This is a genomic window from Emticicia sp. (genome assembly GCF_049241225.1).
In the GTDB taxonomy this organism is placed as follows: Bacteria; Bacteroidota; Bacteroidia; order Cytophagales; family Spirosomataceae; genus Emticicia.
Genome location: NZ_JBMLRC010000170.1, coordinates 1 through 14,554 on the forward strand (window position 1 = coordinate 1; position 14,554 = coordinate 14,554).

Consider the following 14,554-nt stretch of genomic DNA (forward strand, 5'->3'; position numbering starts at 1 on the left):
ATATTTTGGGCAGATTTGATGGCAATCGGGTCGATGTCAGTGCCGACAAAATCCCAATCGTAGGCTTGCGAGCCAATGATTGGGTAAACGCAGTTGGCACCTACTCCAATATCTAAAATCTTGATTTTCTTGCCAATTGGAATTTGCTTTTGGTTGTCGTCAGCCAATAAATCGGCAATATAATGAATGTAATCAGCACGGCCAGGAATAGGTGGGCAAAGATAGTTTTTGGGAATATCCCAAAGCTGAATTTGATAAAAATGCTTTAAAATGGCACGATTGAGCATTTTTACGGCATCAGGATTGGCAAAATCAATGCTTTCATCACCGAATTTATTGAGGCTAACAAATTTTTCTAAATCTGGGCAAGAGGCAATTAGTGCCTTAAAATCATAACGAAAACGATGTGGGTTTCGAGGGTGAAGCCCAGATTTTTCGCTTGAATTTGTTGTTTTTTGCTCTTTTTGCTTTCCTTTTCCGTACATATACTCATTTTTTAGACAAAGTACGGCTATAATTTGCAGAAACAAAAATAGCACACTCCCTAAAATAGAGGTGTGCTATGCGTTTTTTTAACTAACCCTAAACTAATGAATTTTCTAACTTTTTATCTTTAATATGTTTGAGACTGATTAAGTAAAAGCCGACTCCGAAGAGCCGACTTTTGGTACTTACTTATTTCATGGCTGTAAAGTGATTACAAAATTAGGGGCTTCTGGTGAAGCTACATAGAGTTAAACTACTACAATCAATAGGGGTTTTTACTTGATTTTTAAGTTTAATGCGAAGCTGAAAAAAGGTTTTTGATGTGATATAGGTAAAATTGGTAATGAATTAAAATGCAAAAAGTTTCGTAGAGACGACTGATGCATCACTACGAAACTTAAAAAGCTAAGAATATATATTGTCTACGGAGGGCTAGCCGCTATCACCCGAATACTTACGAGAGATATTAAAAATGGCCCAAGCTTAGTGTTTTACAACCCTGTAGGTTTGTGAGAATTTATCGCTGTTGACTTTTATTATATACACACCTGAATTATACTGACTGAAATCCAAACTTTGATTTTGCTGGATTTGGTCTTGGTTAAAGCTTTTGCTGTCAAGTAATTTGCCCACTTGATCAAAGATTTCTACTAAAGTTGTAGCGTTTAAACTTTTTAAATCAATATTTAATTGATTGACAGTTGGGTTTGGAAAAATTTGAATGTGGGTATTATTTGGATTTTCGTTGGCTAAAACTAAATTGACGGATAGTTCGCCGGCAATAACTTTTCCCAGTCCACAGGCTACATTAAATACATCCGTAACTTTGTATACATTAGATTTTTCTGGGTTTAATTCCAACTTTAATTCGTTTGTATAAATTAGTTTTGGCTCATAATTTTTAAATTTCTCTGTACTATCAATTTTAGTTGGTAAACCATTGTAAACAAAGTTGCCATCTTTATCTTTCACAGAAATCAACCAAGGAGCGTCACCGGTGAGTTTGACAAGTGCATTTACTTTTTCGCCATTAATGAACTGAGTATTACCAACCAAACTGGCGGTTGGGAGTTCGATTATCGATAGAGGGTTTACTAGGGGGGTGCTTAAAATGGAATTATCTTCCGAAACTCCTTTGATTCGATAGGTCTTTCCCGTGGCCAAATTTTCTGGTAATTGAAACCATAATCTGATCATTTTATAAGTAAGCGAGTCGGTAATTATCGATGTTTTTTCGGTTTTAACAGCGGTATAGTTATTTCCCGAGATATCGGATAACACCACAAAGTATTTCTGAATATTTAGGTCTTTGCCAAATACTTTTATATCGATAGAGTCTTTGGTTCCGGCACAAAAATCTTGGTAATTGCTGTAATACGAATCATAATTGCCTTTGTTTCTAAAATATCCGACTGTCTCGATCCTTTTATCAGATTTTGGTAAAACAATTATAGTTGCCGAACCAACGGCTTTTCCTTCACCACATGCACTCTTAATTGAAGTTATTGAAAAGGTTTCTGTTTTAAGTGGAGAAAGACTAAAGTTTTGACTGTTGCTACTATATTTATTGCCATTACTTAATTGATAATGATAATCCATTCCTCCAACCAAGGAAATAGTATCTTTGGAAGTTGCGAAGTTTTCACCTTTTTGATTAAGTGGTTCGATATACAAAGTTGCAGAATTTCCTACGAAAATCTCGGTAGAGCCACTCAATGCAATATTTGGTGCAGAGGCAATTGATAGAAAGGAAATATCACTATCTAAATTGAGTTTTGCTTGAACATATTGAAGGGAATCATAACTCATATTCTTACCCGACTTATAGATCATACTTCTACTTTTTTTGCGAATTTGTAGAAAGTAATAACCTGAATTGATATCGGTTGGAAGTTTTACTGAGATTTTTTTTGGGTTGTTTTTGAAAGTGGTCAATTCTAGATTATATGATGCTTTGGCAGTTGTATGTAAATATAGCCCCATAAGCGTATCTTTCGGGAATGTTCCATAATAACTTAAATCGAGGCTTATGCTGTCTCCATTACAATATGTATTGCTCAAGGAAGTGTTGCTAAATTGCTGACGTACAGCTGGTTGAACGACAATGGTTACATTTCCCTCCGATTTCCCTTCGCCGCATTGATTAAAGACAGATTTTATTGAATAATTGGTAGTGGTAAATGGAGTAAAATACTTGCCATAATTTTGTAATTGCATTTTGTAGTCGTTGCTGTTTTCTGAACGAATATAGTCGTAATAAAGTCCAAACTCAAAGTTAGAATAAGTTTGACCGTTATTGAGCGTAACATAAAATGTTGAGTTTTGATCAGGCTTAGTATCCAAGTATAGAGAAGCACCAGGAATACCTATTACTTCATTTTTATTATTTTTAGCTGTGAGTTTTACGCTTGGTTTTTGCTGAATAGTATAGCTCAAATAATTAAAGTTTGAATTAATATTACTCGTAAGTGATTTTATTCTGTATACATATTCTCCCGATAATGTATCGGGCAATGTGTAGATGAGTGTTTGTTTTTGTCGGGTTGTTGGTACATCGAAGAATCTGAGCTTATTAGATTCTAATGGTAAAGGATTTTTTTGACTATATTTAGCAAGTTGGACAACTAAAGAATCTTTCTCTGGAATTTTACCATAATACTGAAACTCAGTTACTCTTTTTGATCCCGCACACGGAGAAACAGGAAGAAAGTTTTTTGCATTATCTTCAAAACTAAAGATTACCGTTGGTACACCGACTATTTTGTATTTCTTGTTAACTTCAACTACTCCACAGCTATTTGATACACTATTGAAAGTTAAGGTAGTATCTTTCGACGAATTCTTAATGTAATCTGAATAACTTGAATAAGATAGGCTTTGATAAGTGGGTTTGTTCTGCTTACCATTAACAGTAAATATTAAATTACTGCCATAGCCATTAAATTGAAAGTAGGTTTGAGAATATGCATTAGGTACACTAATGATCTCAGTATTGTCATCAAACACTGATGAGCTTGAAACCTGGTTGGTAGTAAAAGATAAATTATTGGGCTTTGACTCGAGAGCAATTCGCACTGTATTCGAAACTGATCCGTTACTTTCTATCCAAACATCAAAAAAATATTCAGACTCATTTGTTGATGCTTTTATTTGCAATTTCTCTGATTCGCTGACAACAGTTGTAGTGTTTTTGATGCTATTATCATTGTAATAGGTGCGAGTATAAATCTTAAATGTGTTTTTTTCAGGCCAATTACCAGTTTTTAAAAATGGAATATCAATATTCGAACCTCGACATATAGCTTTTAAAATTTTTGATTCGTCGATTATGAGGGATGGTTTTGTTTCATCTAAAACAATCTTTGTTTCGCCAGATACGCTTCCAATAGCACAAGCATTTTCGACGGAAGTAAACTTTATAGTTTCATTTTTTTGAGCAAGAATTCTAATGAAATTTGAATTTCCGAAAACCGAACTACATGAGTTACAATCAGGTCTAGTATGATTTATTGATCCTTCTTGACCATTCGAGAGTTTGTAATTAATAGTTGGCCCCCCGGAAAATTTAACAGGAAGGTTTATATAACCTGGTTTTTCAGCTGTTATGGAAGGAGTTGTGAGTGAAACAACAGGGTTTAGATTTATTTGTGTTCGAATACTACTCGTACTGTTCACTCTCAAATTAAAATCATTACTACTGGCATAGATACTTAAATATACCTCTTCTAAGAGCAGATTGTTCGTTTTAAATTGTGATAAGAGTTGTTCGTTGATATTAGTAGGAATCTTGATTGTAACGCTTTTGTTTTCTTGGTCAACAATGGTTTGAAGATTTGAAGTATTAGCGAACACATACGGCGTATTGGCAATGTTCATATCTCTTCCGTAGGCTTGTATATAGGCAAAAAATCGAATACTATTGTTTTTAGCCGGATTTGAAGATTTGTAATTATAGACAACACTTTGTCCTTGACAGACTTCTTTTTGATTTGTTTCGAGTTCAATAGTTACAAAATTATTGGGTTGCACTACAATTCTTGATTGATTTATTGGAATTTCACCACACGAACTCACAATCTTCGAGAAAGTAAATACCGTGTCTTTTTTGGGCATCGGAAAAGTCCAACTGCCTTCAGTTAGATCTGATTGAGTTAATTTGGTGCCGTTTACCACAGCTTCAACAATCGGACCGTTGTAGTTTGAGTTGTTATTCACAAAATGATTGAAATAAATTAATAGATTATTATTTTGTGAAGTTGTTAGATAAGGAGTAATGGAACTAGGCTTTGGTTTAAAAAGAAAATCTAACCTATTGCTAGTCATTTTAGGTGAGTCACTCACCAAACGGAAGTAGGTCCAAGTTTCGAGTGAAACATTGCTCGGAATATCAACAATTACTTTTTGGTTGTTATCTATTTTAACATCTATCGATGTAATTTTGTCTTCGCTGAAATTATAATCAGTTGAATACTCAAGTTTGAGTTTGGAATTTGTGGTAAGTGATTTTGATTCAACATCAAGATTTAACTTTGAACCCGCACAGATAATTCTCGATGAGTAAACACTTTTAATATATATTTTATCAACAAAACTTTTTTTAATAACCGTAGCATCGCCATCAATATTCCCTTTTACGCCACAGTTGTTTACAAACTCATCTATCTTGTAAACATTTATCGAATCTTTAGGTAGTACAAGAAAGCTAGAAGTATAGGGCATTCCGTATATACTTTGCTGATACGAATTCCCATTAGAAAGTTTGATACTGTAACTTAAACTCTCATTATATCGGCTGGTTTGAGTATTTGGTTGGCTTACCCGGAAATTCAAATAAGCTTGGTTGCTATGCTGAAAATACGAAACTTCTTGTTTAAAACTGACATCAAAAGGGAGTTTTCCGTTGCCAAAAACAATTTCATAAGGCGTATCCGAAATCAATGCAGGATTGGTAGATACCATTCTCAAAAGATACGATTTACCTAATTTTAGTGTGTCAGGAAGTAAAAATTGTGCAGTTCCTGTACTTTGAATATCCGTTTTTATTGCCTGAGTTCTTGCATATACCGTAGAACCTTTGGCCGCGATTTCAAGAAAATACTTATTATTTTCTCCAAAAACTATGTTTCTGTTGTTATTCTGATTTTGGTAGATTCGGCCATTGATTAGGCGGTCTCCACATTGAAGACTCATATTAGATGGTGAATAAAAGTAGGTATAAACACTATTTGAAGAAGATTGTGCATTTACCTTAAAAAACAGGCAGATCAATAATACAAGTAATGTAGATTTTAATTTCATAAACAGCTGATTTGGTTTTAGATCCCAAATATATGAAATAAAAATATTTAAAAAAAAGACGTCTAAATTATCATTATTAATTATTGAGACGTCTTTAGAATAAATTATTTCAAATCTTCTCCACCTCAAATACCGCACTTTTATTTAATCTTCCGTATAAATGCGGAAAAAACTCATTATTGGTAGCTTGTTCGTATTTCAATTCTGCTGAAAGATTCTCGGTATCAACATGTAGTTTCAGTAAATCAGTTTGACCGGCGTAGTATCTTTCTAAAACTCCCGAAACTTGTTCGGATGTGCTTAGATGAATGAAAGTTTCTTCATTAAAAGTTGGACTTTCGTAGTAATCCAAGTTTTCAAATTTACTCCACCATGATTTGGTGGTGATATGGTAGATTGTTGCCATTGTATTGTTCTATTTTTCAAAGATGGACAAAATGGAATTTTGTGTTACAAAAAAAACGCCCAATTTCGGGCGTTTTTGATTATGCTTTTACTTTTCCCCAACCCATCGTCGAAACCATCCAATCGGGTAAAGGCTTTTGCGTTTTGCGTTTTTTGAGATTCAGATACCAGCCAATTTTTTTCAAAACAGGTACTCGGTGCGTTTCTACAAACTCAATGAGTGTGCCGTCGGGGTCTTCTAAGTACGTAAAACGTCCGCCTGCTTCGCCCATATCGAAGGTGTCATCGCTATCGACTGTAAATGGAAAACCATTAGCTTCGCACTTTTTCTTGAGGGTATCCATATCAAGAGTATCGAAACAAACATGGATAAAGCCTAAATCGCCCCAACTTCTGCCTTCAAATATAGTTTTAGGCGAGCCTTCGAGGGCTTGTACCAACTCAATCTCAACATTTCCGAGTAATCTACTGAAGGCCCCCGTTTTATTCATAGGCTTTTTCAGTAAAACTCTGCGGAATTGCTTTTTATCGGCATTTAATTCTTTCAAATCATCGAACTTACCAGTTTTATCATAAACTATTTCGCTGATTTGAAGTACATCTTTATATAATTTAAGTGCTTTGTCGATATCACTTACACCAATAATTACACCTAAAACCCCACCCGTGATACTCTCTTTGGGCTTAAACCAAGAATTATCTTGAACGATTTGAAGTTGATTGCCGTAGCTATCTTTGAGCCAAGCGGTTGGTTTACCTTCGGGCGATTGAGTAGTTGAGAGTTTCTGACTACCAGCAAATTGCTTTACATCAGAACATTTGATTTTTACGGCAAAGATGCCTAAATCGCCAATTTGTGGTTCAAAATCTGCCGCCAATGGTTCGGGACGATTCGACTGCCAGATTTCGGCACCACCACCACCAGCCATATTGAGTGCTAAAATTGCTCGGCGTTGGCGAACATTGCCTTTTGTGTAGCGTGTCATGAGGGTTGCTTCGGCAACATCATCAAAAAGGGGGACATTCAGCCCTAAGGTTTTATTATACCAACTAAATGCTTCTTGGGCATTTCGCACACCGATTCCAACTTGCTGAATTCCACTAATCAATTCTGACATAAAATATTTAATAGGAGTTTTTAATGATTTTTACTCTATGACATCCTAAGAGTAAATTTCCCCTACACATATCATATTTCATCATCGGTAATCTAACATTTTGCGGTATGTTTCGGTCATTTCTTGCTGAGAAGCCTTTCCACTCAGAAACATTCGCATGACTTTAAAATTTGCTTTCTGAACCCGAAGATAGGAATTAGTTTTGTATTTTCGGGCAGAAACGATTACATTTTTAGGAATAATCTTAAATTTCAGCACTTTATTTGCACGAATGATAAATTCGTAGTCTTCCATGATTTGGTAATCTTCTCTGAATTTACCAACTTTCAGAAAATCTTCTTTGCGAATAAAAAGTGTTTGGTCGCCGCCACGGCACCAAATAAATGGTAGGCGAGTGAAGAATGCATTTACTTTCAATAGCCAATCACTGGCATCGAATTGGTAACGGTAGCACCCAAAATCATGACCCTTCGTAATGGCTTTGATAATATCATTGGCATAATCGGGGTTGATTTTTGTATCGGCATGAACAAAGTAAAGAATATCTCCAGTGGCAATTGAAGCACCAAAATTCATCTGGCAGGCTCTGCCTTTTCGAGGCGATTTTTGAGCAATCGCACCTAATTTTTGAGCAATTTCTGTTGTATTATCGGTCGAATTGGGTGAATCAGCAACGATTATTTCATGTAGAAATTCATCCCCATAAATCTTTAAGGATTCGATGAGGCAACCGATATTTTCGGCTTCATTAAAAGTTGGTATAATTACACTTATTTTCAATGGCTTTAATGGAAGTTTATGTAAAAAACAATAAAGTTAATTACGATATTTACGAATTAAATACATTTTAAGATTTAAAGAAAGAAAATCCATGAAAATATTGTCGGTTGAACAAATAAGAGAAGCTGATGCTTACACGATTCAGCACGAACCAATCGCTTCGATTGATTTAATGGAACGTGCTTCAAGGGCGTTTGTTAATTGGTTTTGCAAGAATTTTGAAACTGGAAATTTCAAAGTAAAAATATTTTGTGGACTCGGCGATAATGGGGCAGATGGCTTGGCAATTGCCCGAATGCTTCAACCTTTGGGCTATGATTTGGAAGTTTTTGTGGTAAAATATTCGGATAAAACCTCAGAAAATTTTCAGATAAATCAAAAGCGTTTAGAAAGGCAACTGACTATTAATTATATTGAAAATGAATATTTTACTCTCCATTTTTCTGAAAATGATGTAATAATTGATGCACTTTTAGGTTCTGGGCTTTCTCGTTCGATTGAGGGTTTGCTAAAATCAGTAATCGAAAATATTAATAGGAGTGAAGTGACAATTATATCAGTTGATATGCCTTCGGGTTTGTTTGCTGATAAGTCAAATAATTCGACAGATACAATTATTAAAGCTATCCATACAGTGGCTTTTCAATTACCAAAATTAGCGTTCATGTTGCCACAGAATGAAGAATTTGTGGGTGAATGGCACATTGTTGATATTGGTTTGCATAAAGATTTGATTCAGAATACTGAAACGCAATACTATTTCTCATCACCTGAAGAAGTTGAGAAGTTGATAAAATCACGCAAGAAGTTTTCGCATAAAGGTACATTTGGCCATGCTTTACTCATTGCGGGAAGCCACGGAATGATGGGGGCGGCTGTGCTTGCGGCTCGTGCGTGTATGCGTTCGGGCGTAGGAAAACTTACTGTACATTCTGTAAAGTCTGGCTTGCCAATTATGCAAACACTTCTGCCCGAAGCGATGTACTGGGAGTCTTGGAATAGTAAAAGCTCCGATTTTATTGCTACCAACTTTCATGTTGATGATTTTATTAATCATTTTCAAGCAGTTGGCGTTGGGCCAGGAATTGGTGTGAACGGAATCATTAGAACGAGTTTAGAAAAACTCTGCGAAATTTGCCGAGATTTAGCAATCCCGATGGTGTTAGATGCTGATGCTCTAAATAATTTTTCGACTGAGAAGGGGCGGTCTGCCATAAATAAAATTCCAGAAAATTCAATTCTTACGCCACACCCAAAAGAATTTAGAAATCTGATTGGTAAATCTTGGAAGGATGATTATGAAAAATTAGATTTTTTACAAGAGTTTTCTGTAAGAAAGAAACTAATTGTTTGTTTGAAAGGGGCAAATACGGCCGTTGCTTTGCCCGATGGAACAATTCATTTTAATTCTTCGGGTAATGCAGGAATGGCTACCGCTGGCAGTGGCGATGTACTGACGGGAATCATAACGGCCTTATTAGCTCAAGGCTACGAGCCAAAAGTAGCTGCAATTTTGGGCGTTTATCAACACGGAGTGGCAGGTGACCGTGCCTCCGAAAGGTTCGGCATGACAAGCATGATGGCCAGCGATATTGTAGAAAACATTAGGTTTTAAACCAAGCAATTATAGCTTTCAATGAGTGAATATTGGAAAACTTACCACCAAGAATAAAACCTTGGTGGTAAGTGCTTTATGATTCACTTTATAGCTTGCTGAGCATGATATCAGCCGTTTGCAAAGCACCTTCAACCCAACCTTGGGCATCGGAGTAGGCTTCTCCACAAATATACATTGGGCAGTTATCAATCGGATGAACGATTTTGTCTCTTACTTCCCAAGTTTTCACACCGATATTCCAGCTATTCCAACCGCCACCGTAAGGGTCTTCGCCCCAATCACGGAAAGCAGCACTGCGTACTTTTGGCGTAAAGTCAAGGTCATGAATTTTACGTAATTGACGAGCCATTTCCGTAATCATCTTACGTGGAGCTTTATACTGCGACCATTTTTGATTTAAACCGTCAGATTCTGTCGAAGCTTCATTTTCTTCAGCTTCTCCTTCAAATGGTTCCTCAATTTCGGTATGCGATTTGTCTTCGGCCCAAGTTTTTTTGCGTTGAGGGCGGAGACCATCCCAAAAACCAATGTTTGAACCATCGTCGTAGCTTGCCAGCAGCATCGAAGTACCACTTTCGGCAGGAGTGCCATCATTGTTTGGCCAATAGTAAGTCTGACGAACTGGTAAATCTGTAACTGTTCTACCCGACTGCAATGGCACGTACTTTCCAGTTGCATCAGTAAAACCAGCCACTCGCCACCAAGGATTTGAATATGTAGTGAAAACCTTGAAAAGTGGACGAGGGGTAACTGAGCCAATTAGCGACTGAATTTCTTGCAATTTCGGGCAACTTGGCGATAATAAATCGAGTGAACGGCGTGGCATTGCCAAAATCAATTGGCTTGAAGTCAAGTTTTCGCCATTGATAACTAATTCAAACTTGTCATCTTTCCACTCAAAAGCTTCTAACTTTGAGTTTAGACGAATTTCTCCACCGATTTTTTCAAAGAAATTTCCTAAGGTTATCGGCACTTGTTGGAAGCCGTATTTGAAGCCTTTATACTTTGGTGTAATGCCAAAATCTGACAAATACCACGGAATGGCTGCTGCTGCATTCCAGTTGACCATCGTTGAATTATAGCCACCAGAATCCAAACAAAATTGGTAAGCTTCGCCGCTGATTACTCGGTAAAGTAAATTCCAAAAGCCTAATTTATACAATGGAACGCCCTCGAAAGTAGCATTTTTGGTCATTTCGAGACGGTCATCTTCAGTCAAATCGGGGTTAGTAATTCCAGGCACTAACTGCTCAATGGCATTCACAACGATTGTTCCCGACGAATTACTTCTCTCTAAAAACGAAAGGTTGTATGGAACTTTATCGGGTTTGGTGGTAAAATCGGCTAAACGTAGATGTTCTCCACGCAAATAGGCAATGTTTTGTGGTTGGTCAACAGGAAAATCGTACAATTCGATTTGTTCGTCACTCGAAAGTTCTTTGTTTAGCTCTGCTATAAGATTTACAATCAATTTCTGATTGTTTTCGAGGATACGCATTCCACCCAATTCGGCCACCATGTTTGGTATTTCGGGTGGTTTTACTGAGAGCAAACGCCCACCAACGTGGTCGCTTCCTTCAAATACTACGATTTTTTTGTTGGGATATTTTTGTTTTAGTTTCCATGCACTATAAACACCCGAAACTCCCGCACCAATGATGGCGATGTCGATATGTTCGTTTTTCATAAATTGTTCTGATAGTTTTAACGGTTCGAATCGAAAAAATGACGATTAGGATAAGCTCTAATCGCTGATTCAAAACTAAAGAACAACCAAGAGTTTTGGATGGGTAGAAATACCTGTTTTATCTTTTACAGAAAAATTTAGATGACTTGAGTAGAGAATTGTTGAGTTTCAGCATCAAAAATGATGATTCCTTCATTAGTATCACCAAGTTGAGCGAGTAATGTGCCTTCCTTATTCCAAACAGCAGAGTTTCCTGTACATACAAAATCATCGGCTGGGCCAACTAAATTTGCCATCAGTACTATAAGATTTAGATGTTGGGCGATTTCGGGGTAATGTAAATTAGCTTTTTCAACTCCTTTGGCCGATTTTGCCACGCTTGCCAAATAGATATTTGTTCGATTGCTAGCCGCATATGCTGAATGTTCAATTTGTAGAGATTCATAACAAATGGCTGGAGCAATTTTGTAGTTTTTGTGCGAAATAAAAACTTGCTGTTCTCCATTCACAAAATACGGATATTCATCAGCATGAAGCATTTGTTTTGAGTAAGTTTGCCTTGAAGTTTGCGGCTGAAAAATCACCATACTGATGCAAACATGCTCTTTGAATTGAGTGGGAATTCCAACACAAATGATAATCTTTTCGTTATCGCTTATTTCTTGAAAAATATCAAATCGTTTATCATCTTGGGTTGTGGCCAATTTTTTCGCCAAAGTGGGTTCATAACCTGTCAGTGACAACTCAGGAAAAAAGATAAGGTCAGCACCATTTTCGATAGCCAAATTTATGAAAGAAATATGTTTTTGAATATTTCTTTCAATATCGCCTTTGATTGATTGTATTTGAGCAGAACAGATTTTCATGTCATTATAGGTTCTAATTTACAAAAAACTAAGACTTAAACGAGGCAGATTTATGTTTACTTCGATGACTTGGTTCATAAATGACCCTAATAAATGTACTGAACCGCTGACTTTCACGATTGATAGGAATGCCAGTAACAATTCCGACCAGCATTTTATCACTAATCGTCAGACGCATTTGTGGTCGGATGGTCATATCAAAGTCACGCTTGTTGATTTCCTTATTAAGCTCAACACCAATGAAGTTTTTAGTGCCAGAAATCATGTAGTGAAAGTTACTATTGATTTGCCAAGTTGTATGCAGTGAATTGTCTTTGAAATGGTGTTGAATATATGGGCCCGTATAAAGCAATGTGTGCATATTATCCGTCCATCTTTTTGCTGCTACAAAAAACGGATTATAGACATTTCCTTCAAATAACCTTTTTTTACCATATTGCTTAAAATTGGTCATCTCGAATTCATGAATATAGCCGATAGCCATACTTGTACTGTATTTCTCGCTTACAAAGAACGAATATTGCGTGGCGAGTTTAAGTCCATTGAGTCTATTTTGTGGTATTTCACTTTTCTTTACAAGAGTATCGAGCGGGTAAGAAAACGAGAATGGTAGCTCAATTTCAAAGCCGAGTCTGTCAATTGGGGCAAATTCGTATTCGACTAATGTACTGTAAGTATCATAATTTTTATGGTCGGTCATGCCCATTCCAACATTCCATTCTTTTTCGCCTTTTCTTGCACCAAGGTCTCTGATTAGGTCGATAAATAGTGGTTCGGCATGCAGCACTTTGTCTTTTCCTTTGACTGCCTCTATTTCAGAAATATATAAGCTATCTAAAAGGTCTTTTGATGTTTGGCTACTATCTGGTTTGATATGTTGTGCGAAAGTGTTTGATAGACTAAAGAGGAAAAATAACGTACTGAATAATCTTTTCATAGAATTAATTGCGGATATGTATGAATAAAAACAACGACCAACCTGTCCAATTTATTTTTTAAAACAAAAATTAGTCGTTGTTTTATATGCTTTACAAAATCACAAATTCAACTCTACGATTCATCTTACGGCCTTCTTCGGTATTATTATCAGCGATTGGTTTTGTATCACCATAGCCCTTAAATTGAATTCTGAATCCCGCTATTCCTTTGCTAATCAGATACTCACGCACATTATAGGCACGCTCAAGAGAAAGTCGTTTATTTTGCGTTGGGTCGCCTACATTGTCAGTATGACCTTCAACAACGATAGTCATTTTAGGGTCTTCTTTTAACATTTTCAAAAGCCCATCGAGTTGTTCATACGAATCTGGTAAAAGCTTTGATTCTCCAATTTCAAAGAACACCTTATCAAGTCTAAATTTATTTTCTTCTATTTTTACAGGACTAATTTCTTTGGTTTCTTCTTTTGCAGTCTCTACTTTCGGTTCTGGCTTTGGAGTTTCTTCTTTTACCGGCTCTGGCTTTTTGACTACTTTTTCAACTGGATTTAGATAAATGCTCTGCGAAAACTGTTGGCTTTTGCCAATTTTAGATAAATCCATGCTTTCTTGAGCATTCTCATAGCCTTTGGCTGATGCCACAAAAGTGTAGGCTTCTGGTTTAATTTTGAATGAGTACTCGCCTGTTGCACTAGTTTTTACTGAATCCGCTTTTTGCACATCAAAATCGAAACGATACAAAACTTTGCCTGCTATTGGTTTGTTGGTTTTAGCATCAATCAATTTTCCTTTGATTGTCACCAATATTTCTTCTTCTTTTTCTGACTCTGCACTTTTTTTGGCAACTGCTGGCGGAGGTGTTAGTGGATTGTTGATATGAACACCGTAGAAATTCCAATATTTATGGCGTTCTTCGGGGCGATTTTTACCTTCAATCAAATTGAAAGTTTCGATGCCAGCGTCGAGTTTTTCAAAATAAACTGTAAAACGGTATTTTTCACCTGGAAATACTTGCTTTTCTTCGGGAAGTTCTGGAATACCGGTACATTTAATGTATTTGAAGCGTTTGCCGTTTCCATTCAAATAACTTTTTGGGTTAAATGAAATCGTATAATTTGAGCTTGGTTGACTTTGATTGGGGAATGGAAATTGAAATTGATAAGAATTGTTTCTCTGCTGAGCAATTTGATAACTAAACGAAACAATGGTGTAGCCACCACGAATTTCGACCTTCGTAATATCAGTTTCGTAGCTTGTTTGGTCATCTATTTCAGGCATTTTTGTGATTAACTGACCAAAACCATTCAAAAAAGATAGTGTAAAGATTGTTATGAGTAAGTTTTTCATTGTGTTTAAAA

The 14,554-nt window shown here is 36.3% G+C and carries 10 protein-coding genes; 1 reads left to right on the forward strand and 9 read right to left on the reverse strand.

The genetic code is table 11. The annotated features are described in order from the left end of the window. The 5 genes from ACOVO2_RS09625 to ACOVO2_RS09645 form a co-directional block, all read right to left on the reverse strand. A partial coding sequence (locus ACOVO2_RS09625) for an RlmF-related methyltransferase (protein ID WP_421769757.1) occupies positions 1-485 on the reverse strand: 485 nt, incomplete at its 3' end. A gap of 484 nt (positions 486-969) precedes the next feature. After that, the gene (locus ACOVO2_RS09630) at positions 970-5,784 is read right to left on the reverse strand and encodes a T9SS type A sorting domain-containing protein (protein ID WP_421769758.1); all 4,815 of its coding nucleotides are present in this window, start codon (positions 5,782-5,784) and stop codon (positions 970-972) included. A gap of 109 nt (positions 5,785-5,893) precedes the next feature. Continuing rightward, positions 5,894-6,190, reverse strand: a complete 297-nt coding sequence (locus ACOVO2_RS09635) for a DUF952 domain-containing protein (RefSeq protein ID WP_421769759.1) — start codon at positions 6,188-6,190, stop codon at positions 5,894-5,896. Between the two features lie 79 nt (positions 6,191-6,269). Beyond that, positions 6,270-7,307 (reverse strand): VOC family protein, encoded by a 1,038-nt coding sequence (locus ACOVO2_RS09640; protein WP_421769760.1) that lies wholly within the window; start codon positions 7,305-7,307, stop codon positions 6,270-6,272. Between the two features lie 81 nt (positions 7,308-7,388). Continuing rightward, positions 7,389-8,087 (reverse strand): TIGR04283 family arsenosugar biosynthesis glycosyltransferase, encoded by a 699-nt coding sequence (locus ACOVO2_RS09645; RefSeq protein ID WP_421769761.1) that lies wholly within the window; start codon positions 8,085-8,087, stop codon positions 7,389-7,391. A gap of 91 nt (positions 8,088-8,178) precedes the next feature. Between ACOVO2_RS09645 and ACOVO2_RS09650 the strand changes: the two genes are divergently transcribed. Continuing rightward, on the forward strand, positions 8,179-9,702 hold the full coding sequence (locus tag ACOVO2_RS09650; RefSeq protein ID WP_421769762.1) for an NAD(P)H-hydrate dehydratase: 1,524 nt from the start codon (positions 8,179-8,181) through the stop codon (positions 9,700-9,702). 88 nt (positions 9,703-9,790) lie between these two features. Here ACOVO2_RS09650 and ACOVO2_RS09655 read toward each other — a convergent pair whose 3' ends face one another. The 4 genes from ACOVO2_RS09655 to ACOVO2_RS09670 form a co-directional block, all read right to left on the reverse strand. Then, a complete protein-coding gene (locus tag ACOVO2_RS09655) occupies positions 9,791-11,392 on the reverse strand; it encodes a flavin monoamine oxidase family protein (RefSeq protein ID WP_421769763.1) in 1,602 nt (533 codons plus the stop codon). 137 nt (positions 11,393-11,529) lie between these two features. Continuing rightward, a complete protein-coding gene (locus tag ACOVO2_RS09660) occupies positions 11,530-12,258 on the reverse strand; it encodes a carbon-nitrogen hydrolase family protein (RefSeq protein ID WP_421769764.1) in 729 nt (242 codons plus the stop codon). 28 nt (positions 12,259-12,286) lie between these two features. Continuing rightward, entirely contained in the window at positions 12,287-13,195 is a 909-nt protein-coding gene (locus tag ACOVO2_RS09665) for an HAEPLYID family protein (RefSeq protein WP_421769765.1), read from the reverse strand. A gap of 91 nt (positions 13,196-13,286) precedes the next feature. Next, the coding region (locus ACOVO2_RS09670) for an OmpA family protein (RefSeq protein WP_421769766.1) at positions 13,287-14,554 on the reverse strand (1,268 nt) is incomplete at its 5' end.